Source organism: Microvirga sp. M2, from assembly GCF_047497095.1.
In the GTDB taxonomy this organism is placed as follows: domain Bacteria; phylum Pseudomonadota; class Alphaproteobacteria; order Rhizobiales; family Beijerinckiaceae; genus Microvirga.
In genome coordinates, this window is record NZ_CP134064.1 from 1,767,037 (window position 1) to 1,791,279 (window position 24,243).

Consider the following 24,243-nt stretch of genomic DNA (forward strand, 5'->3'; position numbering starts at 1 on the left):
GGTCTCCCACGGCCTTAGGTCATCCGGCCCGTCTTTGGATCATAGTTCACTTGAACGGCACCGATCTGATCGGTGGGCAGAACTTCAATCCACTGGTCGACCATGTCAAAGGCCTCACCGGGCTCGGGCAACGGTTTGAAGGCACGATCCATGGGATCGAAGCCGAATTCGAAGACCCGCTCCGGCGGCAGATAGCGTACGGTTCGGCTCTCCCCGTCAATCTGCGTGGTCTCCTCAACGGTCGTCATCGCTTTACGGTTTTTTGCCGCTATGTCGTCCGCCACCATGGTCAATACCTCCGCGATGGTCGGGCTGCGATCCTCGCCAAGCGCTGCAAGCCGCTCGCGGAACCTCGCCTGATCCTGGCCAGCATAGGTCTCGTCCAATCCGTCCGTACCTTCGACTTCGGCCTGCTGCAGCCATTCCAGCGCCTCGCGTTCACGCCCATGCCGGATCGGTACGACGGCCTTGACCCAGGGAGCGTTCAAGAATGCATTGCGCAGATTGTCGCCGTCCAGCTGAAGGAGCCAGCCGAGCGAGGAGCCTAGACGAGCTGGACTCGAATCCTCGGTGATCATGTAGTTGTCGCTGCGCCCTTCCCCACCCCAACCCACGACGTCATCGGCGCCTAGGGGCCCAAGCTCGGCCCTTGCAGCGCGCCGGCGCTGGGAGGCCTCGGCCGTGAATAATTTCTTTGACGCGGAGACGCTAAGAGCACTCATCTTCAACTGAGTCTTCGTCATATGTTCCGGCAACTTTCCCCCGACGTTCTGATCGGAGCGATGCAGCCGTGGCTGCCACCATTCGGGAGCAACCGCATAGAACATCTTGTCTACGTCAAAGATCGACCGGATGAACTCCGAGCGGAGGTGGGCCACCTTACGGTCGACCGTGAGACTCCAGGCATCCTCCATGAGACGGGCTATGAGCGCGCGATAGATAACGGTTCGCTCTTCTTCACGAAGCTCTGATGCGGATCGTGCCTTCACGTCGCTCGCAAGTTTTACCCTGTCCTTCACGTTGCCGATGAAGTCTTCCTTCAGCTTCATCTGGCGCTCGGCGGTCCGAGCCTCATTGTCCTTGGAGATCGCAGCATTCTCGGCGGCGATGGCCGCCACTGCCTCATCGGTTGGCTTGATCGTCACGCGAAACTGGAACTCCATCATCTCACCGGGTGTCACCTTGCCCTCAGTCACGACGAGAAGAAGCCGACCGTCGGTGGCACTCGCGATCTGCATGCGCCACTTCGTGTTCGCGCCATTCGACAGGTGTTTGAGGGGTATCTCGCCATTTTGGTCGATCAGAAACGAGAGGTCGTCCTTATCCTGCTCTCCAGCCGGCGCTATGACGTATCCGGTCGGGAGATTCAGCTTGTACTCCTGGCGCAGGATCGTCGCCGGTTTGATCTGATAGGACTCGACCTCGTCATCGTCGCCTCCAAAGAGACTATCGAGAACCTCGAAGGCGGCAACACCCGCCGCCACGCCGGGCACGCCTCCTGCCATGAGCCCCAGGAAGCCGCTCGCGGCGATCGGCCCCAAGGTGCTCCGCTGGCCCGGGCGAGGGACAGGGAGGAGAACCGTGATCGTCTCGACCGCTTTGCCTGGAATGGGTTTCAGCGGGGTCTCGGCGTACTTCGATAGATCCGACCTGGATGCCATGTGCACGAGTTGCGCGACGCCGAGCTCACGTCCAGGATCGTCGACGAAAACCTGCCAGCACAGCTGAGTGCCCACGTCCTGTGTCTGCACCCCGACCTGCCGCATCTTACGCCGCAGCTCATAGTTCACGACCGCAGGTGGCCCGCCATCCGGACCAACCCGGTTCTCAATGACATAACGTTTGCTTCGGGTATCGGTTGTCTCGGCGACGGTTCGAAAAGTCGACTTGAAATTACTGCGAATTTCCGACGCGAGTTTGGAACTTTGTTGGCGCTTGGTACGATGGTTGTCTTCACGTGCGGCGCGCTGTGTTTCTTCGACGCTCATGGAACCGCTCGCCTCCGCGTGCGCGATAAGGATCGTCGCGCCGCCGGATACTGAGGATCCGAGCTTGGTGTCGCGCTGGTTCTCACTGCGTAGTGCCGTCGAGAGTTCATCCTCCATCGTCGTCTCGACCTCGTTCTTGACGATCCGCTCAAGGCTCCGTTCCAAGGTCTCCTCGATGAGAATCCGCCGTGTGCTGACCTCGATGAGTTCCGTCGTGGCTCCCGGCGCGAGCCATATATGCTCCACTGCAGGCCCCAAAAAGTTGTCGAACTCGAAGAAATACTGACGAAAAATATGGAGTATTCCGAGAGGCGAGAGCACGGCATCGCGCCCTGCTCCCACGGTCAGGGCGAGCGGGTCCAAAGATTTCAGCACAGACTCGATATCCATCCGCGGCAGTTCCGAAAGCAGCATCACATTGATCCGCTGAGGAAAATCGGGCAGGGTCTCGTGCCCTGGCGGAAGTAGACTGTTGAGATAACGCGCAATTAGAAGTTCACGGTTGAAGATGAAGTCGGCCGCGGGCTGCATGCTCCCGAGAAGGGTCTCAATGCGAGCGACATAACTTCGAAGCGGGTCCTGCCCCCCAAAAGGCCTCGCTCGAGGACCGAATGCGTCGGACTTCAGCTCTTCCAGTATGTTGCGGAACCGTTTGTTGAGCGCTTCCTTGCTCAGCATTTCGCGCCAGAAACTGGACCAGTAGTCATTATCGGTAAGCGGAGCGGACGAGAGATCGCGGCGGGCACTTTCCTGGAGCGATTGAACAAGCAGGCTGTCCAGGAATTCCGGCACGGCGAAGCGCGCCTCCCTCTCTTGATCGGCGAATAAATCGATATCGTCCCGGAAATTGGTCAGCATTCCCTCTCGATCGATCAGGAAACCGCGCTCGCGCGCGAACTGGACGTTAACTCCCCTCTCCTCCAAGGCCGCCCTCACCCGGCGCGGAAATTTAGGCAGGGACAGCCCCTGCCAAACTCTGAGCCGCGCCAGCCGCGACTTCCATCCCAGGAGCGGCTGGTGGACCCCATAGAGCTCGCTCGCGTAGGGTAGACGACCGGCAAACTTTCGAAGATCGCGCTCCATGGCAATCACTCCTTGGACGGGAAGCTCAGCGCTCGAAAGGCGCGTGGCTCTGCTGTATCAGGATCATCACGTTGTTGGTCTCCGACCCGATTTCCTGAACCGTATCGTGGTCGAACTCCCCGCTCGTTCCGGATGGAGGTGTCGCCAGCGAAGTCAATGTGCTCCAGCACACAGTCGCCCTGTGGGGGTGGCCCAGGAAATTACTGGTCCGGGCACAGGCGCAGCCCGCGTAGGCGGCCGCGCATCAACCGGCTGAACAGATCGGAGGAGAACAGATCGGAGGAGAATTGCAGCTCGAAGGGCATCGCACATCCCGTCTCGAGGAGAGGATATCGGGCGAAACTGGGGGCGCGGCCCACGCGACGACACCCGAGTGGCAGATCTTGGGGCGATACGTTGCATATTCGGGTCAGCCACGAGGGGGAGCGCTGCCTTCCCGATCGCCTTCACGATGGCCGAATTGAGCGGATCGGGATCTCCAACCCAAGGAGGTATCCCTTTTCCCAACGATTTTCATGCTCCTGTCGATCATTAAGGCACTCCGACCTGTAGCGAAGGTTCCAATGGACATTCCGTCGGCTCCATCAAAGTGATGTGTTCCCGAACGGGCTGGCCGCCGATCGGGGCGGCAGTCCGCGAGGATAGGCACAGCTTGGCTGGGTGCGCATCAACCGTTCGTTCGATGCCAGGCTCGGCCAAGCGGGTCCCAGCTTGGCAAATCAGGCATCGGCGGATTAGTGTATCGCCCTCGCATCGATACGGCAGGGACCGGGCGGATGGCCCAGACCAACGCGATTCTGGCTGCGATCCAGCGCATCCATGAGGCGCCGCTGACGGCGGATGGCTGGGAGCGGGCGCTTCCGTCCATTGCGGCCGTAACCCGAAGTGATGTTGCCCTCCTGCTGGTACAGGATGTCAGGAGCGGTGCCGACGAGTACGCCGCGGGTTTCGGCCTCGCCCCCGAGCACGTGGCAGGCTTCGTCCTCGCCGCGAGGACCGGCAAGATTCCGGGTTGGGCGCAGGCCATGCCCGTCGGGACCGTAGTCCAGAGCTCGTCCGCAATGTCCGACAGCGAGTTCATGCGCTCGGAGTTCTACAACGAAGCCATTCGCCCGATGGGCACGTTCCATGGTCTGGCAGCGAAGCCTTTGGGCACGCCCCGACGCCGGGTCTTCGTCACGCCAGGCCGCCGGCTTGGAACCGAAGATTACAGCACCTCGGACGTCGCCGCGATGCAGCTTCTCGTTCCCCATATCGTCACCGCGCTCCACCTTGGCCGCCGGCTTGCTTCAGCCGAGATGCGCGGATCCGTAGCGTGCGCTGCCCTTGAGCACCTGGACACGGCCATCTTCCTCGTCGGGGAGGAGGGGAGAATCATCTATTCGAACCGTATCGCGGATGCCCTTCTTGCTCGCAGCCATCGTATCGGCACGGCGGAAGGCTGCATACGCCTGCGCGACGACGAACTCAACCGGGTCATGCTCCGGATGATCGGTGAGTGTGCGGACGTCGTCCGATGCGCTCGTCGGCCAAAGCACATGATCGGCATTCCGCGGGAAAATGGACGTCCGAACCTGCGCATGATCGTTGCCCCGTTCCCTCCCGACGACATTGAGCTAGGGGTTCCGGCGCTCGGGTCGCGCCCTGCTGCCATCGTCATGATTTCGGATCCCGAACAAGAGATCGGGAACCGGAAGGCGTGGCTGCGCCGCGAGTTCGACCTGACGGCCGCGGAGGCGGACGTAGCGGTGGAGATCGCCAAGGGGGACGGACGGGACGCCGCCGCCGCGAGGCTCGGGATTACGATGGCTACCGTTAGGACGCACCTGTTGCACATCTTCGAGAAGACGGGCGTCAGGCGTCAGGCCGAATTCGTTCGACTGCTCCTCGAAGGGTGACGTAGAATGGGGCCCTGCCCGAGATCGAGAGTTCTCGATCGGGCGCGGCGCCCGTCGACCATGCCCGATCTTTCGCAAGAACAAGCGAGCCGACAGGGAAAGGCTGGATGGGGTCGATGCGGTTGAAAAACTCCATCGGTCGAGGCGCAGGGTGCCCGACTCTCACTTCTTAACGGCCGGGATGAAGGTGATCCAGACCTGGGGTCGTGAGCCTCGGCCCGTCGCGTCGCGTCGCGTCGCTCAGGCGGTGGTTCTGCTGCAGCTTTGAACCTTCAATCCCTCTGCAGCGTGGAGGGAATGCCAGTCGCCTTAAAGCGAGATGACATTGCGGTCTTTGGCTACCGAAGCGATAGGCACGGAGGACACTATGGTGCTCGAAATGGATGAAGAGCAATTGCGTGTTCTCAGACGCGCCCTTGACGCGCGAGTGCGCGATCTGCAACAGCGCATGGGCCATGAACCGGGCGATGAGGGTTTCCGGCGCGAAACGACGCTCGCGACGCAGCTTCTTCGGCGGGTGGAAGCTCTCGAAAGGCGGTCCGGCCACCACCCTTGGCAAAGAGGCGGCTTCGAGTCCCTTCCCGACGAAGACGAGAACTGAGGGGTTACATTGACCCTCACGCCGCTCGCGGCATGGCGTCGGTCACGTCCAAGCTCGTCCCCACCCGGTGACGGCTGCTTGAACCGTTTTCACGGCGTTATGGCTGACCAGGGTACGGAGGATGCACCCCTCCATAGGGTCACAAGGTTTCCACTGGCGCCAAGCTTAGCCGTTTCCGATGATCTTGCCCGCCAGCGCCGGGCCGGCGGAAACAAAATTGACGGACAGGATCACGCCCCAGGTGATGATCGTAGGGAGGGCAAAGGCAGACAGACGGTTCAGCATGGCCGTACTCCTGCCTTATCAACGTGCGTGGGCGGCAAATAGTTCGCAGACGAACAGCCGGTCGAGCCGAGATCCTCAGCGCCGGTCCCTGAAGCCATCTCCCTATGAGGCCCCTTAGCGAAACCCGACTTTCAACGTACCATTGCAGAGCATTAACAATCGCCTGGGTGGCACAGGAGGACGGTCCATGAACAGCGCGAGCGTGGAAGCAGCCAGCCTCTTCGAGAAGGTCGCCACCTACGCGACGAGGTTCCGGACTTCTGTCGGCGACCGTCCACAGCGCCCTGAGGCGACCTACCGGGAGGCCCTGCAAGCGTTCGAGGCTCCGACGCCTGAGAGTGGCACTCCTGCGGATTATGTCCTTTCCGACCTCGTGACCAGAGCCTCTCCGGGGCTGCACGCCATGACTGGCCCCCGCTTCTATGGCTGGGTGATCGGAGCCTCGCATCCGGTTGGGGTCGCGGCTGACTGGCTGACTTCCGTCTGGGGTCAGAACGCCGGCAACCACATGGCGGCTCCTGCGGCAGCGGCTGCCGAAACGATTGCCGCCCGGTGGTTGCTCGACCTGCTCGATCTGCCCCGGCAAGCGTCTGTGGGATTCGTGACCGGTGCAACAGTCGCGAATTTCGTTTGCCTTGCCGCCGCACGGGGTGAGGTTCTCAGGCAGGTCGGCTGGGATGTGGAATCCAACGGCCTTTTCGGGGCTCCATCCATTTCCGTGCTGATCGGAGAGGAGGCTCATGCGACCGTCTTCTCCGCGTTACAGTTCCTCGGATTGGGCCACGACCGTGTGATCCGCGTGAAGGCGGACGAGGCCGGACGGATGATACCGCCAGCCCTTGCCGAGGCTCTCCGGAACTGCTCCGGTCCGACCATCGTGATCCTACAAGCCGGGCAGATCAACACAGGAGCATGCGATGCCTTCCCCGAACTGATCCCTGTGGCCCGCGCCCATGGCGCTTGGATTCACGTGGACGGAGCCTTTGGCCTGTGGGCCCGCGCCTGCCCGGCGAGGTCAAATCTGGTCGCTTCCATTGAGCATGCCGACTCTTGGGCCAGCGATGGCCACAAGTGGCTTCAGACACCCTACGATAGCGGATATGCCATCGTTCGCGATGCGGAAGCCCACCGCAGGGCGATGACCATTTCGGCGAGCTATCCGCCTCCGGTTTCGGATGGTGATCGTGATCCCTCCCACTTCGTTCCCGAACTGTCCCGGCGAGCGCGAGGCTTTGCAACATGGGCGATGATCAGGCACCTGGGGCGCGAGGGCATCGCCGCTATGGTGGAGCGCCACTGCCGCCTTGCTCGGAGGATTGCCAGTGGACTTGCTTCAGAGCCCGGCGTGAGCGTGCTGAACGAGGTCGTGCTCAATCAGGTCATCGTCAGCTTTGGCGCCGATGCCTCGCCGGAGATCGGCGACAACCTGACGTGCAGAACAATGCAACGGATACAGGCAGACGGCACCTGCTTCATGGGTGGAGTCCAATGGCGGGGCCGGTGGGTGATGCGGGTCTCCGTCATTTCCGCTCAGACCACCGACGCGGATGCAGATCAAACGATTCTGGCGGTTATTCGAGCATGGCGTGCCGTGCAGGAAGAACATGGCATTCAGAAATCAGTTTGAGAATCGTCCCGGCCTGACAGAACCAGGGCATCGGCCGGCTACTGGCAAACCGACGCCGGGTGAAGATCGGTCATCCGGGCATATCTCAATTCTTCGATTGATGGGTCACTCGGGCGTCAGCATGGGTAAGCTCGCCGTGTCAGACACGGCAGGGCATCGAAACTCCATAACAACTCCCGGACGCTCGACCGGAACGAAACTGCCCCCTTGCACGGCCCGTTCCGGGGCATGCCAGGCCTTTGCCATCGCGTCAGGCGCATCGTGCTGACCCGGCGGGCCGCGCGAGCGAAAAGGGGATGCGGTATTCGCTGACGCGGTCCTTCGGGTCCGCTCGCATCGATACGCTCTTTCCAGGACCGGAGCATCGGATCCAACCCCAAAAGCGGATCCCTCTCGTTTGCCATTCCTAACAAAATTGCGTAATACTCCAAAATCGATCAGAAACTTACAAGAACGAGGGAGTTCATGAAGCGCAGTCAGGAGCGGCAGGCACTGATCCTTAGCATGCTGCAGTCGAAAGGGTTTGTTCCCATAGAGTTGATGGCCTCGACCTGCGGCACCTCTCTCCAGACGATACGACGAGATCTATCTGAACTCAGTCGAACGGGAAAGGTACTCCGTTACCACGGCGGCGCACGGCTGTCCGAGCCTAAACGCGCAGAGAATTACCGCTCACGGAGCGCGAGCCATGTTGAGGAAAAACGCGTGGCCGCAGAATTGCTCGTCGACCAAATCCAGGATGGAAGCTCGCTCTTTCTCGCCGGGGGTTCGACCCTGACGCTGGTCGCGGAAGCATTGCTGCGACGCGATCGGCTGACCATCGTCACCAACAATCTGCACGCAGCACTGACCCTCTACGACAAGGAAGGGTTCAATGTGCATGTTGTCGGCGGCTGGATCCGGACGGCAAGCGGGTCCCTGGTCGGCGCCAATGCCGCGTCGGAGATTGGGACGTTCTCCTTGGATGCTGCCATCATCAGCACGAGCGCCATCACTGAGGAAGGCGCGCTCCTGGAGTACGACGAAAGTCTAGTGGGCCCGATCAACGCAATGATCGCGAACGCGCGCCGCACGATCCTGGTCGCGGATTGTTCCAAATTTGGACGAACGGGAATTGTGCGCGCAGCACATTTGCGCGATGTGGATTTGCTCGTAACTGATCGCGTCGTCCCATCGGAATTTGCGGAATTGTTGCAGCACTATCAAATCGACCTGATCAACGGGTGATTGTTGAAGCGAAGCGCCCATAATCGGCCATCTTTGACTGCAGACTTGACTCAAACGCTCAAATTCGAAAGTAAGTGATCGCTGCCCTGCTTGAAAGGGCTCTTGCCGACATCCTGGCAAGAGAAACGCCACACAGAATTCGCAGCAAGCGGACGGCAGATCAGGAGGAATACATGAAGGCGCTCATTACCGGGGCAACCTTGGGGATCAGCATCGTTGCAGCGGCCCCCTCATTCGCGCAGGCATCGTTCGACTGGAAAAAGCATCAGGGCGAGACGATCAACCTGATGCTGAACAACCTGTCTTGGACACAGGCGATCCGCAAGGAATTCGACAAGTTCACCGAGAAGACCGGCATCAAGTTGCGCGTCGAAGCATTCAGCGAGGAGCAGTATCGCGCTCGCCTGTCCACTCTCATGCAGGCCAAATCGAGCGATATCGATGTCTATATGACGTTGCCGTCTCGTGAAGCCGCACTCTTCGAGAAAAGCGGCTGGTATGCAGATCTGGGCCCGCTGCTCAAGGACACGACGAGCCCCGACTACGCCTATGACGACTTTGCCAAGGGCCCGCGCGACAGCGGCGTCGTCGAAGGCAAAGTGACCAGCATTCCGCTCAATGTCGAAGGTCCGCTCTTCTACTGGCGAAAGGACCTTTTCGAGAAGTGCGGTTTGCAGAAGCCCGAATACCTCGAGGATCTTCCTGATGTCGCGGCCAAACTGAAGGCCTGCGACAGTTCCATCATCCCGTGGGCGGCCCGTGGATTGCGCGGCACGGTCGGCTACTCCCTCGGCGGCTTCATCTACAATATGGGCGGCGACTTCATGACGTCCGACGGGAAAGCAACTCTTTGCCTCCCGGGAACGATCAAAGGCCTTCAGCTCTACGGCGACCTTCTTCGGAACTACGGCCCTCCTGGCGCCACCAACCACACGTTCACGCAGGTCATGGATCTTCTGGGACAGGGACGCGTCGCCATGACGAACGAGTCCTCCAATGAGTTCCCGACCCTGATGCGACGTCCCGAGCGAGAGAAGGACATCGTCGTGGATGTGCTGCCGAAGAGCCGAGAGACCGGGATCTCGAAGCCGATCGTGATCAACCAGGGCATCTCGATCTCCAATTACTCTTCCAAGAAGGAGGCGGCCTGGTACTTCATCCAATGGGCCACCGGTAAGGAGGTTCAGGGCATCCTGGCCGACGCGGGCATTGCTCCGTCGCGGACTTCAGTATTCAGTAGCCCGAGCTTCGCCAAGTGGGCCGAGGAAAGCCGTCCCCGGCAGGAATGGGTGAAGGCCCTTCTCCAGATATCCGAGACCGGCGTTTCCCTCTACCAGACTCCGACCCTGACCCGGACGCCCGAAGCACGCGAAATCCTGAGCAATGTCGTCCAGCAGATCGTTCTGGGACAGGCTGATGCGAAGGCCGCCGCCTGCGCGGTGACCGAGCAGGTCCAAGCCCTCCAACCGTAAATTCCTTCCAGCGGCCGGCGTCATCGTCGGCCGCCCTATCCTCTCTGCATCTGAGGAATGACGCCTTGGCAAACGCCGAAAGCCTCCAGGCTAAAACTCTTGCTGTCCGGTCCGGTCGCATGGACGGCGCAGCGACGGGCGGCCCTGGCCAGCAGGCCATGTCCGTCCGATGGATGATCATCCCTGCCGTGATCCTGACGCTCAGCATGGTCGTGTTTCCGATCGGCTTCGCGTTTTATCTGAGCTTCGGCGGCGGTTCCGATACTGGGCTGGGCCTCGACAAATACGCTCGCATGTTTGGAGATCCGATCTTCTGGAGTTCCTTGCACATCACCTTGCTGCTCTATGTCGCGGCGCTGGTTCTCCAACTCGTTCTCGGCACGGCGCTGGCCCTGGCGCTCAACCGTTTCGACGTGGTGCGCGGCCTCGTGCGCACTGCCATTCTCTCGCCCTTCATGCTGCCGCCGGTCGTCATCGGCATGATCGCCATCGTGGTGCTCGATCCCGGTCTCGGAGCTGCGAACTACATCGTCCAGAGCCTCGGTCTCCCTCCCCTGCTCTGGCTCGCCTCGCCGCAATGGGCGCTCTTCGTCGTGGCCCTGATCGATACGTGGCAGTGGACCCCCTTCGTGGCTCTGATCGTTCTTGGCGGCCTGCAGTCCCTGCCCGCGCGCGTCTATGAAGCCGCGGAGATCGATGGAGCAGTCGGCTTCCGGCGCTTCTGGCACATCACGCTGCCGCTCCTGGGGCCTACGCTTCTCACGGCTGCCGTTCTGCGCAGCGTCGACTTGCTGCGGTTCTTCGACATCATCTACATCACGACGCAGGGTGGGCCCGGCAACGCCACACAGACGCTCAACATCTACGCCTACAAACTCGGTTTCGACTTCATGGATATCGGATATGCCTCCGCCGTGATGATCACCCTGGCCATCGTGGTGTTTGCGACAGTTCTGATCTTTGCCGGATTGAGACGGAAGGTGGCCTGGTAATGAATAAGACTCGCTCCCCTCTCCTCGTGAAGACGGTCTTCGGCATCGGATCACTTTTCTTCCTGTCGCCGATCCTTTGGATGGCTCTGTCGAGCTTCAAGGATCCCCTGGAGGTCACGGCATATCCGCCGGTTCTGTTCTTCTCGCCAACCCTCGAGAACTACAAGGAACTCTTCGCGACGACGGACTTCCTGCACAACACATGGAACTCCTTTGTCGTTGCCGGTGCGTCGACCCTCCTTGGTCTCATCATCGCGACGCCTGCGGCCTTTGCGATCTCCTGGCACCGCATGACATGGCCCGCCACGGTCAGCCTTTTCGCCCGCATGGCGCCGGGAACGCTTTTCCTGTTGCCCTGGTTCATCATGTTCTCGAAACTGGGAATGTCGGGAGGCTTCGCGGCCCTGATCCTCGCGCACACGGTCATCACCGTTCCACTCGCACTCTGGATTCTGCTGCCGTATTTCGACGGCATGCCGCGCGAGGTCGTGGAGAGCGGCCAGATCGACGGCTGCCACGGATTCACCATCCTGATCCGACTGGTGATTCCAATCATCTATCCAGGGCTCGTCGTCGCGACGATCATGAGCTTCGTCTTCTCCTGGAACTACTTTCTTTTCGCGCTGGCGTTGTCGGGTTTCGACACGAAGACCGCAATCGTCGCATCGTTCAACTTCATCGGTGAAGGGACGACGAACTGGGGCGCCCTCATGGCCGCAGCCACCGTCATTGCGCTGCCTCCCCTCGTCCTCACCTTCATGGTCCAGCGCTGGCTCGTCGCCGGCCTGTCCTTCGGAGCCGTTAAAGGCTAACGGCCGATTACCGCAAATTTCGAGAGGCTTCTCCTATGAGTTCCGTTTCGGTTCGCAATGTCGCAAAACGTTATGGCACCGCCACCGTCATCCAGGATCTTTCCTTCGAGATCCACGACGGGGAGTTCATGGTCTTTGTCGGCCCGTCAGGTTGCGGAAAGTCGACGCTGCTGCGGATGATCGCAGGCCTTGAAGCCTTCCAGGGCGGTCAGATCGCCATTGGCGACCGCGTCGTCAACAATGTCCCGGCCCGCGACCGCAACATTGCGATGGTGTTCCAGGATTATGCGCTCTATCCGCACATGTCGATCCGGAGCAACATGTCCTTCGGCCTGAAGATGCGCGGCACACCGAAGGACATCATCGACAAGCGGGTGGCCGAGGCGGCTGACATCCTGCAGATCGGTCATCTTCTCGACCGCAAGCCGCGCGCGCTCTCCGGCGGCCAGCGCCAGCGGGTCGCCATGGGGCGTGCGATCGTGCGGGAGCCGGCCGTCTTCCTCTTCGACGAGCCTCTGTCGAATCTCGACGCGAAGCTTCGTGTGGAGGTGCGGACCGAGATCAAGCGCCTTCATCGGCGACTTGAAACCACAATGATCTATGTGACTCACGATCAGGTGGAGGCCATGACGATGGCTGACCGCATCGTGGTTCTCCGTGGCGGCGCCATCGAGCAGATCGGCACGCCGCAGGAACTCTATCACGAACCCCGGACACGGTTCGTGGCAGGGTTCATCGGCTCCCCCGCGATGAACTTCCTGAAGGCCCGTATCCAAGGCGAGACCGCAACCCTTCCCTGCGGCACTCGAATCGATGTCCGCCGGGTGATGTCCGGATCGGATGGGGAGGGCGAACTCGGAATCCGGCCGGAACATATCGGCCTGGCGCGCCCCGGCGAGCCGAGCCTCAAGGCCACCGTCGACGTCGTCGAGCCCCTCGGTTCCGACACGCTTCTTGCAGCGACAGTCTCGGGCGGCTCCCTGATCGCCCGGCTCCCGGGCGATGTCATTCCGTCGCCGGGCCAGAGTCTCGATCTGTCCTTTGCCCCGAAGGCCGCGATCGCCTTCGGCCAAGACGGCATGCGTCTTTAACGTGAACGGCCACATTCCGGCCGGAGGTGAACTATGAAAGCGGCGATTTTCGACGGCACTGAAGAACTGAAGATCCGGGATCTTCCGATTCAAGAGCCAAAGCACGATGAAGTCCTGATCCGCATCGATTCGGCGACGATCTGCGGAACCGATCAGCACATCCTGGAGAAGAAGTTCGAGGCGAAGCCCCCTGTCGTGCTCGGCCATGAATTTTCGGGTTATGTAGAGCGCGTCGGCTCCTCGGTCAGGATCTGTGAACCGGGCGACCTGGTTTCGGTCGAGCCCCACGTCTATTGCGGCTGCTGCAAGCCGTGCCGTCTCGGCAAGCCCCATCTCTGCCTGGACCGCCTTGCCTGGGGCATCAACCTCAATGGCGGCTTCGAGCAATTTGCGACGGTTCGCATGGACACGGTCTATCGGGTTCCGGACCATCTGAGCGGCGAGGAGGCTGCGCTCGGTGAAATTACCGGCTGCTGCCTGAACGGAATCGACCGCGCGAATGTGGGTATCGGCGACACGGTCCTGATTCTCGGCGGCGGCGCCGCCGGCCTGATCCTCGCGCGACTGGCCGAACTGCGCGGCGCGGCCAAGATCATGATTTCCGAGCCGAATGCCGGCCGCCGCGAGCAGATCCGTCGCTTCGGCTATCCCGATGTGATCGACCCGCTGAACGAGAATCTTGCGGACATCGTGTTGTCCGCCACCGGTGGCCTTGGGGCGGACGTCGTGATCGATGCGGCGGGACGTCCCGAAACGGCGGCGCAGGCCGTTGAACTGGCGTGCCATGCCGGGCGCATCCTGTTCTTCGGCGTCATGGCTCCGGGGAAGAAGATCGAGATCGAACCGAACCGGGTTTTCGCCCGGGAGCTGACGATCGTCGGATCCATCCGCAATCCCTTCACGCATCACCGCGTGATGGAGATCATGCCGCGACTGCGGCTCAAGGACATCGTCACGCATCGCTTCGCCCTGGACGATATCCAGGAGGCTTTCGCGGCCGCGAAGCGCGGCGATGGTCTTAAGATCTGCATCAAGCCTAACGGCTGAACGTGCCATGACGCAATTTGACTGCCTGACTTTCGGAAGCTCGGCCTTCGACATTCTGATGTCCGTGGATCGACCGCCGCTCAGTGACGAGCGTGTGGGCGCGCATGCCGTCACGTCCGGCGGCGGCGGCCCGGCCGCCACGGCCTCGACGGCGATGGCCCGCCTCGGGATGAGCGTCGGCATCGTCACGGCCGTCGGGGACGACGTCTTCGGGCGTTTGATGATCGAGGAATTCGAACGTTTCGGCGTCGAGGCCTCCGGCATTCAGACCGTTTCAGGCTCGTCGACATTGAGCGCTGTTCTGATGGAGCGGGAAACGGCCCGGCGAAGCATGATCGTGTATGGCGGATGCATCAACCGGATCGACCTCGACTCCGTCGATTTCGACCGGATCCGGCAGGCACGCAGCATTCATCTCGACGGCAACAATCCGAGGCTGGCGGCCCTGGCGGCGCAAAGGGCTCGCGAGATCGGCGTTCCCGTCTATCTCGACGGAGGGAATATCCCTGCCAATGCCCTGAACGAGCTTCTGCCGCTGATCGACGTCTACATCCCCGACGAGCAGAGCGTCCGGAAGCAACTCGGCGATGGAATCGATCCCAAGGCGGCGTGCCGCATCTTCAACGAGCGGGGCCCCTCCCTGGTGGTGATCACGCGCGCCGAGCACGGCAGCATCGCCTTCGACGGGACGACGTTCTGGTCCGCTCCGGCCTATGGCGGAGTCCCGATCGTCGATACGACCGGGGCGGGCGACAATTTCCATGGCGCCTTCGTGGCCGCGCGGCTTGAGGGCCAGGGCGTCGAGGACGCGCTCCGCTTCAGCAACACGTACGCGGCACTCTGCTGCCGTGGAATCGGCGGACGGCAATCTGCGCCGGGCCGGACCGAAACGATTGAGCATCTGGCGATGCTGCCGGCCTGACAGAGAGGCGGAAAGGACGAGACTGTGGCGCTTTGGACGGACTTCAAACGAGAAAAGATACTGGTCGACGGACGTTGGCTCGATGCCGGTTCGGGCGCTGTCGTCGATGTCAGCAATCCCGCCACCGGCGAGCGCCTGGGCAGCATTCCCAATGCGGGGCGAGCGGAAACGAAAGCCGCCATCGAGGCAGCTCATGCGGCCTTCCCGGCATGGAGCGCCAGAACCGCCGCGGAACGCGCCGAGCTTCTGCGCGCATTGGCGGCCGCGATCACGGAAAACAAGGATGCACTGGCCGAGCTGCTCACGCGCGAGCAGGGAAAACCTCTCGCGGAAGCGAAAGGGGAAGTTGGTGCAAGCGCCGCCTATATCCTCTGGTTCGCCGAAGAGGCTCGGCGCGTCTACGGCGATGTCATTCCCTCGCCCTGGGCCGATCGCAGGATTCTCGTCACGAAGGAGCCCGTTGGCGTAGTGGCCGCCATCACTCCATGGAACTTCCCCTCGTCGATGTTGGCGCGCAAGATCGGCCCTGCCTTGGCGGCGGGCTGTACCGTCGTGGCCAAGCCCGCGACGCAAACGCCCTATTCGGCACTGGCATGGGGCGTGCTGGCCGAGAAGGTCGGCATACCGGCAGGCGTCATCAATATCGTGACGGGTTCCGCCTCTCAGATCGGCGAGGAGCTCACATCGAACCCGCTTGTCCGCAAGCTGACCTTCACCGGTTCGACATCGGTCGGCAAGGTTCTCATCAAGCAATGTGCGGACACGGTGAAGAAGGTCTCCATGGAGCTGGGGGGAAATGCCCCGTTCCTGGTGTTCGATGACGCGGATCTCGACCGGGCCGTCGAGGGCGCCATGGCGGCGAAGTTCCGGAATGCGGGCCAGACCTGCGTGTGCACCAATCGCTTCTATGTTCAATCCGGGATCTACGATGCCTTCATCGAGCGCCTGAGTGCGGCGACAGCCAAGCTCAGGGTCGGTGACGGACTCGAGGACGGTACCGTGCAGGGCCCGCTGATCGACGACAAAGCCGTCGCCAAGGTCGAGGAACTGGTCGCGGATGCCCGCGACAGGGGTGGAAGGGTCACGACGGGCGGCGGACGCCACTCACTGGGCCAGAGCTTCTTCGAGCCGACCGTCATCGCGGATGCGACACCGGAGATGAAGCTCGCGCGGGAGGAGATCTTCGGACCCGTCGCCCCGGTTTTCCGGTTCGAGCACGAGGATCAGGTCATTGCAGCCGCCAATGCCACCGAGTACGGGCTCGCCTGCTATTTCTACACAAAGGACCTGGGACGGGCTTTCCGAGTCTCCGAACGCCTGAAGTACGGCATCGTCGGCATCAACGAAGGACTTGTCACGACTGAGGTTGCCCCGTTTGGCGGCGTGAAGGAATCCGGCTTCGGATCGGAAGGGTCCAAGTACGGCATCCAGGATTACGTCGACACGAAATACGTCTGCGTCGGCGGGCTTGGGCTGTAAGCGAGAAATTGAGATGAAGACTTATAAGATCGCCGTCATCCCCGGCGATGGAATCGGCACGGAAGTGATCGAGGCCGGCTGGATGGTTCTGGAAGCCGCCGCCGAGCGCTACGGCTTTTCCCTCGCTGCAACGACCTTTCCGTGGTCCTGCGATTATTATCTGGAACACGGTCGAATGATGCCGGAGGACGGGATCGAGACCTTGCGCCGTTTCGATTCCATCTTGCTCGGCGCCGTGGGGTGGCCGCAACGCGTTCCGGACTCGGTGTCCCTGCACGGCCTGCTTCTGCCGATCCGCAAGGCCTTCGATCTTTATGTCAATGCTCGCCCGCATCGCCTGCTCGACGGGGTCGTCGGGCCGCTGCGGGCCGAGAATTTCGATATCCTCTGCATTCGGGAGAACACCGAAGGAGAGTATAGCGGGGCCGGAGGGCGCATTCACGTCGGCACCCCCGACGAGGTCGCCGTGGAAACATCCGTTTTCACGCGCAAGGGCGTGGAGCGCGTGCTCCGCTATGGATTCGAACAGGCGCGCCGCCGCAAAGGCAAGCTCGCATCGGTCACGAAGTCGAACGCGCAGAAGCACTCCATGGTGTTCTGGGACGAGGTCACGGATCTCGTTGCGGCCGATTATCCGGATGTCGCCGTCACGCATTACCATATCGATGCGATTGCGGCTCGATTCGTCATGCAGCCTGACAGTCTCGATGTGGTCGTCGCGTCGAACCTGTTCGGCGACATTCTCACGGATATCGGAGCCGCCATTCAGGGCGGGCTCGGATTCGCGCCCTCCGCCAACATCAACCCCTCGGGCGGCGTGCCATCCATGTTCGAGCCCGTGCACGGCTCGGCTCCCGACATCGCAGGCCGTGGGAGCGCCAACCCGCTCGCGACGATCTGGTCCGGCGCCCTCATGCTCGACCATCTCGGCGAAGAAGCGGCCGCCACGTCCATTGTCGACGCCATGTCCCGTTTCACTCGCAACGGCGCCATGCGCAGCCCGGATCAGGGCGGAACCGCCGGAACGATCGATATTGCTCGCGCCATTGCATCCGACCTGTCGTGATCGATGCGCCGAACCTCAACCCTACAATCAGGAGCTTAGAAATGACCGTTGTTGAAGCCACCGACCTGTCCAGACTCGCTCGCCCGTCAGGCGGTTTCGCCATGCTGGCTATCGACCAGCGCGAGTCGATGCGGGCCATGTTCGCGGAAAAGCAGAGCGCTCCCGTCGAGGACCGTCAGCTGACGGAGTTCAAGCTGGAAGCCCTGAAGGCTCTGACGCCTTATGCCTCCGCGGTGCTCATCGACCCTCAGTTCGCATGGCGCCGCGCCATCGACGAGAAGGTTGTCGCACCGAGCTGCGGGCTGATCGCCGCGGGCGACCTGTTCTTCTCGAAGGGCGACGAAATCGTTGCCGACGTCGAGATCGACGAAACCGTCGATCCCGAGCAGGTCAAGGCCGATGGCGGTGTGGCCATGAAGCTTCTGGTCGTCTGGCGTCCCGATGAGCCGGCCGAGACGCGCATTGCGATGGTCGACCGGTTCGTTGCCCGGTGCCGCAAGGCGGGCCTGATCAGCGTCGTCGAGCCCGTGTCGCGAAAGGCACGCGATGGACGCTCCTATGACCTGATGGACGGCATCTTCGAGGCCGCACGGGAGCTGGGTGGCCGTGGCGCCGATCTTTATAAGGCGGAGGTTCCCTATGGTGGAACAGGCACGGAGACTGAGATCCGGAGCGCCTGCGCCAAACTGACCAGCCTCATTGCCTCGCCATGGGTTGTTCTGTCGTCCGGCGTGACCCCCGACAAGTTTCCGCTCGCAGTCGAATGGGCCTGCCGTGAAGGCGCCAGCGGCTTCCTGGCGGGCCGCGCCGTGTGGCGCAATGTCATCGGCAACCCCGATATGAAGAACGCGCTCAAAGTTGACGCAGTACCCCGTCTCCAGAAGCTGGTGGACGTGGTTGACCGAGTTGTTTCGGCATAGAGCCTTTTCCATGAACTTCGGTTCATGGAAAAGGCTCCTGTTGTTTGAGAAAGACGCCTTTTCTTCGCAAAACCGGCATCCACTTTTGCGGAAAAGGCTCTAGAGTATCGGACACGGGAAGTGGACCCACTATTGGGGTCCAATCCGATGTTCCACTCCTTAAAGAGCGCATCGTTCAGTGCGGAAAACCGGGTCCGCTTTTTCGCACGATGCGCTGGAGCATCGAGAACCTGGTCAGTGATTGAGGCTCCTCTTCCCTGAAGCAAATTGCGCCCCGCGCAAGGGTTCGTTAACCATGCCGAGGCGATCATAGTCCGGCCGTTGCAACGTAAGCCACGTTGTCCTGGCGTGGAGAGGGATAAGGGCGAGATGAAATACGTTGCAGCAGGACTGACTGCAAGTGCCGTGTTTTTCACGTCATACCTCCTCCTCATCTTCGCTGAGGAGCCGTTTCGCGATCTCATGAGCTGGCTGGATCTCGACCCGTATTGGGAAATGAGATGGTGGCGGGCCGGTACGGGATTGATCATGGCGGGTTATGTTTTCCGGGCCTTCATTACCTGGCGCAACAACGCTGCCCTGGAGTGGCGCAGAACATTGGCGGCACGAGCGCGGGCCTGAGCGGGGGTCTGGGAAGTCATTCGATTCCACAGGCTCCTGACAGGCGCAATGCGCAGAGTTCGGCGGGAGAGGAATAGCTTCCGCTTCCAGCCCATCTCTCTATAGATCGTTTTGGTAGAACGTTCGGGGCGCCGCTGACCGGCCTATGCCCGGGTGCACAGCGCGCCCCCTGCCCCACGAGGCCACCAACTCGAAAACGGCTGGAGCTTATCCGTTTCCGATGATCTTGTTCGCAAGCGCTGGGCCTGAAGCCATCACGCCGACGGACAGGATAATGCCCCATGTGATGATCGTCGGGAGTGCAAGGGCGGATAGTCGCTTCAGCATGGCCGGTCTCCTACCCTTTTGACGTGGGTGGGCGCCAAACGGTTTGCAAGGCCATCGTTATTCGGCATGAGGCCGGATTTCGTCGGACACCGTCCGAAGATCCATCCTGTCGATCATTGCGGCTCGACGCACTTCATGGGCTCGAATTTTCACGGCGATTTCCTGAAGGCTGCTTCGGCTCGATCCGTAGAAAACTATTCCGGCCAGCGTAGCGGTGATTCCGAGCACGAGAATGATCGCATCTGACCGGATTAGCCCCAGGGAAGCCGCCACGAGCAGAAGGACACCTAGTCCAATAGCCGCCTTCGCCACGGCCATGCTCTTCCGACACTGCTGCGCCGCGTCGGACAGGATGTCGATCTCAGCCTCGATATCGGCAATCTGCTGGTGAAGGTCGGTCATCTTAGCGCATCCCAGGTCGTTCGCTTGGTTACTTGTACATCGTTATAGATGACCTCGTTGGCACGGAAATAATAGATGACTGCATCCTCGCACATCGGACGATCCCGCGGCAGCGCGGGCGGGTCGTCCGGGTGGATGCTCAAGAGCATAGACTGACAGCGTCGGATGTGAGTTCGATTTCACGTCCGCGCTGTGAGATGCCATGCCCTCGCGGTCAGTCTTTAAGGTCGGTTTGTGCATGGAGGGCGCGGGTGGGACACGCACCCGCCCTTCCTCACTCGGGCCCGGGTGTCGCCTGGTGTCTCCCCCCATCGGGCACGATAGCGCCTGTAGAACCATGATAGATCACTGAAGCCGTACTTGAAGGCGAGATCAGCAATGGTCCGATGCTCCTCCTTGCGGCTGTGGAGGGCCCGTGCGCAGGCCTCCAGACGCGCATCAAGAAGTGTCTCGCTGAATGTCCGTCCTGTTCCCTCGAAAAGCTTTTGGACATAGCGTTCCGATACGCCGAGATGTCGAGCAACCTTGCCGATACCGAGCACTGGATCCGCCAGATTGGTTGTCATGAACGCTTGAGCCGTCTCCAATCGCGCTTGCCGGATACTGCTTTGGGCGTTCTCCATCGCGACAGAGGAGCATTTGAATGCGACTGCGATGAGATCGCATAAGACGCTGCTGGCCTTATCGGCTGTTCCTGGTGGCAGAGTAGGAGCCGCATGTGACAATGACGTCAAATAGCCGGCAAGAAGGGCGCCGCCGCCCTCACCCCCATCGAGCCGAACGGGGGGCCGAACGGCTGCGCCCAAATGCGAGACCAGGAAAGCATGCGGAAGGTGAAGGATGGTCGTTTTGAGACGAGCTTCGATCGTAAATCCTTCGCATGTTTCTGTCGTGTCGAACAGCAGCAGATCGCCGGGCCCTGCTTCGTACTCGGTGCCGTGATAACAACCGCGCACCCGGCCTTCGTGAATCTGGTGCAGACAATAGGCGGCCTGCGGCGCGCGCGCGACCCCAGGAGAACTGCGGCCCAGTTGGTGCTCCGGGAGTTGTGCGAATGCCATCTGCACGCCGCCCACATTGTGCATTGTGACCATGGCATCGAATGGACTGGCGTCGCGCCGTTCGGCCCACAGCCCGAACCACGTCTCACAGACGACTTCTCGCCAATAGGAAAACTGCTCCGCCGGGGTTGGAAGATTGCCGGTTTCAACCCTGATCGTCATTCCGTTGCATTTCCCAGTGGCGCACGTAGGTACGCTTAGCCCTTCTGGACTGTCCTCCTATGTGACGAAGCGCACCGACCGTCGCAGTCGGAACTGCCTCTGGACTTGCTCGAGGCGGGAGTTCGCCACCGTCCAATGTCGAGTTCGTTCTACGCCAAGACTGCCCTAACGACAGGTAATAACAGTCAAAGCTGTTAGACGCCACCTGCCAAGGTTGAGTCTAGCATCTCTATCGTCATCCCCGAGATAACTCGAAATGTCGCCCATGGAAATAATTCAACTTCTGGGCGCATGTACTTCCGTGAGCGTCCCGGGACATAAGCTTGGCCACGTGCGGTAAATCACACCGCTTTCCCTTACGACTTACTAAACCTTTACCTAAAGTCACAGACAGGATTGGGACCACCGAGCCTGTATTCGTGACTTTTCTTCAAAGCAACCTGTCGAATATTTGGAGGAAGAAGAGTGAAACTATCGATTTGGAAGACCGAAACACCGGTGCGGTTGGGGGAGGATGGCGGAAACTCCGTATACCGTCCGGCGCTGGCCACGCTGCCGAACGGGGGCTATGTCATCGGATGGCGTGAGGGCAATGCCCTAAAGCTCAAGGTCTTCGACGGCTCGGGGGATACCACCGGCACAGTCTATTATGTTGACCAGGCTGGCGCGGCATCGTCGCAGAACTACCTTGACATCCAGGCCGTCGGCAATGACGGGGGGTTCGCCGTCACATGGAATGTCACGGCCGCGCATCCCAATTACGACCTCAAGACGCGCGTGTTCACGCCCGACGCCAATGGCAACTTGACCGGCGGGGCCGTTCACACCGTTGGATCGGCATTCTCGACCAGCAGCGTCTCGAACTCGTCGATGACATCGCACGACAACGGATACGTCGCCACTTACATGCAAGGGACGAATGTCGTCTTCGCAGTACTGGATGCGAATGGCGCAAAGGTCACCGCTGTCGACAGCATCGATAGCGGCTCAAACGTGAGATCTCCGGAGACCACCCGGATCGGACAGAACAAGTATGTCGTCTCTTATGTGAAGGGCGACAACGTGATGTACCAGATCATCGACACCTCCCAAGCTCAGCCGACAAGCGTAGGATTGTCCAAGTTGGCTGGGCCCGGCACGGTATCCGAGGTGGTGGGACTGAAGAATGCTGGCGGGGATCTCAACGGTCAGTTCGCCGTCGTCCGGCATATCGTCAACAGCAAGTTCCTATACGCCAGCTTCTATGACCAGGACGGGAACGTCCTTCCAGGCACCCAGCCGGTCATGCTCACTGACGGCGCCTGGAACGAGAACGACTTCATGAGCGTCACGGCGCTGAGCGGCGGCCGGATTGCCGTTGCCTATGCCGGCGCTGGTCCCAACACGTCAGGCAATGGTTGGTACGATTGGACCGTCTTGAAGGTCGCCAGCCCGAACGGTGATGTTCAGACCCTCAACCTGAGCGGAAAAGGCGGGCAAGGCGAACCCCGGATCATGGAGATGGCCGATGGCCGGCTCGCCGTAAGCTGGGTCGACTCGACCGTGGGTCAAAGCGACATCAAGATGACAATTGTCGATCCGCGGACGGCAGCCGTCACCGTGAACGGCACTGCCGGCCGGGACGTCTATGCCGGTACTGACTACGACGGCAATGTCCTGAACGGCGCTGCGGGCAACGACAAGCTCATCGGCGGGAAAGGTACCGACCAGATGAATGGCGGGGTCGGTACCGACACGGTGTCCTACGAGACGTCGAATGTCGGCGTTACCGTGAACCTCGCGACCAAGCAGGGTTCCGGGGGGCATGCGGCCGGTGATGTCTACGACAGCATCGAGAATGCCATGGGCTCAGCCTACAACGATACGCTCATCGGCGATGCCGGCGACAACTATCTCTGGGGTTTGAGCGGCGACGATGCCCTTTTCGGCGGCGCCGGCGCCGACACCATGGATGGCGGAGCCGGCAACGATACCTACTACGTTACCGAGAGCGGCGACAAAGTTGTCGAGACCGCTGGAAACGGAACCGATACCATCGTGGCCAGCGTGAATTTTTCGCTGATGTCGTATGTGCATGTGGAGAACATCACGGCAGCGGCCGGCACGGCAAATCTCAGCCTGACCGGCAGCAATATATCCAACAAGATCACAGGCAATGCCGGCCGGAACACGCTGAAAGGTGAAGGCGGCAACGACGTGATCGACGGTGGGGCCGGTGCGGACACGATGTACGGAGGCGCGGGAAATGACATCTTTTACGTCGACAACGCCGGCGACAAGGTGGTGGAGACTGCCAAAGGCGGGACGGACACCGTCTACACCAGCGTGAGCTTCATCAGCGGATCGAGTTACGAGATCGAGAAGATCATCGCCACGGGCAAGTCTTCGATCTCCCTCACCGGCAACAACTATGCCAACACGATCACCGGCAATGCCGGTGCCAACAAACTCTACGGAGGGTTAGGCAACGACGTGCTGAAGGGCGGAGCGGGCAAGGACACGTTCGTGTTCGACAGCAAGCCGAACGCGAGCACGAACGTGGACAAGATCCTTGACTTCAAGTCGTCCGATGACGCGATCTGGCTCGATAACAAGTACTTCACCAAGCTGGGATCGGGTTCCGCCTCCAGCCCAAAGATGTTCAACTCGGACATGTTCGTGGTCGGCACCAAGGCTCAGGACAAGGAGGACCGGATCATATACGACAAGAAGACGGGTTCGCTCTACTACGATCCGGACGGCACCGGCTCGTCGGCGCAGGTGAAGATTGCCATCATCAGCAACAAGACCACACTCAGTTACCACGATTTCTTCGTCGTCTGAGATCTCGCGACTTTAGCCTTGCTCTCCCCGATCTCGATCGGGGAGAGCCGAAGAAACGTAAGATCGGCAGGTTTCATCGGGCTCCGCCGCAAACGGATTGTTTTGGCGTTTGCGCAACCGTGACGTCGGGTCAGAGGCAGAGGTTGGCGTGTTCGAGGGCGAGCATCTTGATCGATCCGTGATAGCGCCCTGCGTCTCCTGATATTTGGTTTACGACCTCGATCCTTCGACAGCTGCAAGAGACAGTGACTGAACGCGGCGTCTTCGTCCTCCACGCCGCCATCCATCGCTAAACCGTTGATGACGCGCCGCTCCCACTCGAGCCGTTCGACCGGTG

The 24,243-nt window shown here is 60.9% G+C and carries 18 protein-coding genes; 15 read left to right on the forward strand and 3 right to left on the reverse strand.

The window, feature by feature from the left end; translation table 11 throughout:
• Window positions 1–14: 14 nt before the first annotated feature.
• Window positions 15–3,071 carry a hypothetical protein gene (locus RE429_RS27805; RefSeq protein WP_414474946.1) on the reverse strand — a complete coding sequence of 1,019 codons (3,057 nt, stop codon included), beginning with the start codon at window positions 3,069–3,071 and terminating at the stop codon, window positions 15–17.
• A gap of 776 nt (window positions 3,072–3,847) precedes the next feature.
• Between RE429_RS27805 and RE429_RS27810 the strand changes: the two genes are divergently transcribed.
• From RE429_RS27810 to RE429_RS27875, 14 genes are all read left to right on the forward strand, one after another.
• Complete coding sequence (locus tag RE429_RS27810; RefSeq protein WP_414474947.1) at window positions 3,848–4,969, forward strand: helix-turn-helix transcriptional regulator; 1,122 nt, start codon at window positions 3,848–3,850, stop codon at window positions 4,967–4,969.
• A gap of 367 nt (window positions 4,970–5,336) precedes the next feature.
• A complete protein-coding gene (locus RE429_RS27815) occupies window positions 5,337–5,570 on the forward strand; it encodes a hypothetical protein (protein ID WP_414474948.1) in 234 nt (77 codons plus the stop codon).
• A gap of 472 nt (window positions 5,571–6,042) precedes the next feature.
• Entirely contained in the window at window positions 6,043–7,482 is a 1,440-nt protein-coding gene (locus RE429_RS27820; RefSeq protein WP_414474949.1) for a pyridoxal phosphate-dependent decarboxylase family protein, read from the forward strand.
• A gap of 465 nt (window positions 7,483–7,947) precedes the next feature.
• Window positions 7,948–8,709 carry a DeoR/GlpR family DNA-binding transcription regulator gene (locus RE429_RS27825; RefSeq protein WP_414474950.1) on the forward strand — a complete coding sequence of 254 codons (762 nt, stop codon included), beginning with the start codon at window positions 7,948–7,950 and terminating at the stop codon, window positions 8,707–8,709.
• A gap of 173 nt (window positions 8,710–8,882) precedes the next feature.
• Window positions 8,883–10,181, forward strand: a complete 1,299-nt coding sequence (locus tag RE429_RS27830; protein WP_414474951.1) for an ABC transporter substrate-binding protein — start codon at window positions 8,883–8,885, stop codon at window positions 10,179–10,181.
• 158 nt (window positions 10,182–10,339) lie between these two features.
• Entirely contained in the window at window positions 10,340–11,173 is an 834-nt protein-coding gene (locus RE429_RS27835; protein WP_414475958.1) for a carbohydrate ABC transporter permease, read from the forward strand.
• On the forward strand, window positions 11,173–11,985 hold the full coding sequence (locus tag RE429_RS27840; protein WP_414474952.1) for a carbohydrate ABC transporter permease: 813 nt from the start codon (window positions 11,173–11,175) through the stop codon (window positions 11,983–11,985). Before RE429_RS27835 ends, RE429_RS27840 begins: the two co-directional genes overlap by 1 nt.
• Before the next feature lie 35 nt (window positions 11,986–12,020).
• The gene (locus RE429_RS27845; RefSeq protein WP_414474953.1) at window positions 12,021–13,076 is read left to right on the forward strand and encodes an ABC transporter ATP-binding protein; all 1,056 of its coding nucleotides are present in this window, start codon (window positions 12,021–12,023) and stop codon (window positions 13,074–13,076) included.
• A gap of 33 nt (window positions 13,077–13,109) precedes the next feature.
• On the forward strand, window positions 13,110–14,123 hold the full coding sequence (locus tag RE429_RS27850) for a zinc-dependent alcohol dehydrogenase family protein (protein ID WP_414474954.1): 1,014 nt from the start codon (window positions 13,110–13,112) through the stop codon (window positions 14,121–14,123).
• Window positions 14,124–14,130: 7 nt separating this feature from the next.
• Window positions 14,131–15,045, forward strand: coding sequence for a carbohydrate kinase family protein (locus RE429_RS27855; RefSeq protein WP_414474955.1), 915 nt, complete (start codon window positions 14,131–14,133; stop codon window positions 15,043–15,045).
• Window positions 15,046–15,069: 24 nt separating this feature from the next.
• Window positions 15,070–16,524, forward strand: a complete 1,455-nt coding sequence (locus RE429_RS27860) for an NAD-dependent succinate-semialdehyde dehydrogenase (protein ID WP_414474956.1) — start codon at window positions 15,070–15,072, stop codon at window positions 16,522–16,524.
• A gap of 13 nt (window positions 16,525–16,537) precedes the next feature.
• Entirely contained in the window at window positions 16,538–17,590 is a 1,053-nt protein-coding gene (locus tag RE429_RS27865; protein ID WP_414474957.1) for a tartrate dehydrogenase, read from the forward strand.
• Between the two features lie 41 nt (window positions 17,591–17,631).
• Window positions 17,632–18,510 carry an aldolase gene (locus tag RE429_RS27870; RefSeq protein WP_414474958.1) on the forward strand — a complete coding sequence of 293 codons (879 nt, stop codon included), beginning with the start codon at window positions 17,632–17,634 and terminating at the stop codon, window positions 18,508–18,510.
• A 369-nt stretch (window positions 18,511–18,879) separates the two neighbouring features.
• Complete coding sequence (locus RE429_RS27875; RefSeq protein WP_414474959.1) at window positions 18,880–19,131, forward strand: hypothetical protein; 252 nt, start codon at window positions 18,880–18,882, stop codon at window positions 19,129–19,131.
• Window positions 19,132–19,515: 384 nt separating this feature from the next.
• On the opposite strand, the gene RE429_RS27880 is transcribed toward RE429_RS27875, so the two are convergent.
• Window positions 19,516–19,860, reverse strand: a complete 345-nt coding sequence (locus tag RE429_RS27880; RefSeq protein ID WP_414474960.1) for a hypothetical protein — start codon at window positions 19,858–19,860, stop codon at window positions 19,516–19,518.
• A 221-nt stretch (window positions 19,861–20,081) separates the two neighbouring features.
• Window positions 20,082–21,083, reverse strand: coding sequence for an AraC family transcriptional regulator (locus RE429_RS27885; RefSeq protein ID WP_414474961.1), 1,002 nt, complete (start codon window positions 21,081–21,083; stop codon window positions 20,082–20,084).
• Between the two features lie 465 nt (window positions 21,084–21,548).
• Between RE429_RS27885 and RE429_RS27890 the strand changes: the two genes are divergently transcribed.
• Entirely contained in the window at window positions 21,549–23,906 is a 2,358-nt protein-coding gene (locus tag RE429_RS27890) for a calcium-binding protein (RefSeq protein WP_414474962.1), read from the forward strand.
• Window positions 23,907–24,243: the final 337 nt, after the last annotated feature.

Bases quoted from the DNA above. Each gene is read 5' to 3' on its own strand.
- RE429_RS27805 (WP_414474946.1), bottom strand. From the start codon at position 3,071: ATGGAGCGCGATCTTCGAAAGTTTGCCGGTCGTCTACCCTACGCGAGC.
- RE429_RS27810 (WP_414474947.1), top strand. From the start codon at position 3,848: ATGGCCCAGACCAACGCGATTCTGGCTGCGATCCAGCGCATCCATGAG.
- RE429_RS27815 (WP_414474948.1), top strand. From the start codon at position 5,337: ATGGTGCTCGAAATGGATGAAGAGCAATTGCGTGTTCTCAGACGCGCC.
- RE429_RS27820 (WP_414474949.1), top strand. From the start codon at position 6,043: ATGAACAGCGCGAGCGTGGAAGCAGCCAGCCTCTTCGAGAAGGTCGCC.
- RE429_RS27825 (WP_414474950.1), top strand. From the start codon at position 7,948: ATGAAGCGCAGTCAGGAGCGGCAGGCACTGATCCTTAGCATGCTGCAG.
- RE429_RS27830 (WP_414474951.1), top strand. From the start codon at position 8,883: ATGAAGGCGCTCATTACCGGGGCAACCTTGGGGATCAGCATCGTTGCA.
- RE429_RS27835 (WP_414475958.1), top strand. From the start codon at position 10,340: ATGTCCGTCCGATGGATGATCATCCCTGCCGTGATCCTGACGCTCAGC.
- RE429_RS27840 (WP_414474952.1), top strand. From the start codon at position 11,173: ATGAATAAGACTCGCTCCCCTCTCCTCGTGAAGACGGTCTTCGGCATC.
- RE429_RS27845 (WP_414474953.1), top strand. From the start codon at position 12,021: ATGAGTTCCGTTTCGGTTCGCAATGTCGCAAAACGTTATGGCACCGCC.
- RE429_RS27850 (WP_414474954.1), top strand. From the start codon at position 13,110: ATGAAAGCGGCGATTTTCGACGGCACTGAAGAACTGAAGATCCGGGAT.
- RE429_RS27855 (WP_414474955.1), top strand. From the start codon at position 14,131: ATGACGCAATTTGACTGCCTGACTTTCGGAAGCTCGGCCTTCGACATT.
- RE429_RS27865 (WP_414474957.1), top strand. From the start codon at position 16,538: ATGAAGACTTATAAGATCGCCGTCATCCCCGGCGATGGAATCGGCACG.
- RE429_RS27870 (WP_414474958.1), top strand. From the start codon at position 17,632: ATGACCGTTGTTGAAGCCACCGACCTGTCCAGACTCGCTCGCCCGTCA.
- RE429_RS27875 (WP_414474959.1), top strand. From the start codon at position 18,880: ATGAAATACGTTGCAGCAGGACTGACTGCAAGTGCCGTGTTTTTCACG.
- RE429_RS27880 (WP_414474960.1), bottom strand. From the start codon at position 19,860: ATGACCGACCTTCACCAGCAGATTGCCGATATCGAGGCTGAGATCGAC.
- RE429_RS27885 (WP_414474961.1), bottom strand. From the start codon at position 21,083: ATGACGATCAGGGTTGAAACCGGCAATCTTCCAACCCCGGCGGAGCAG.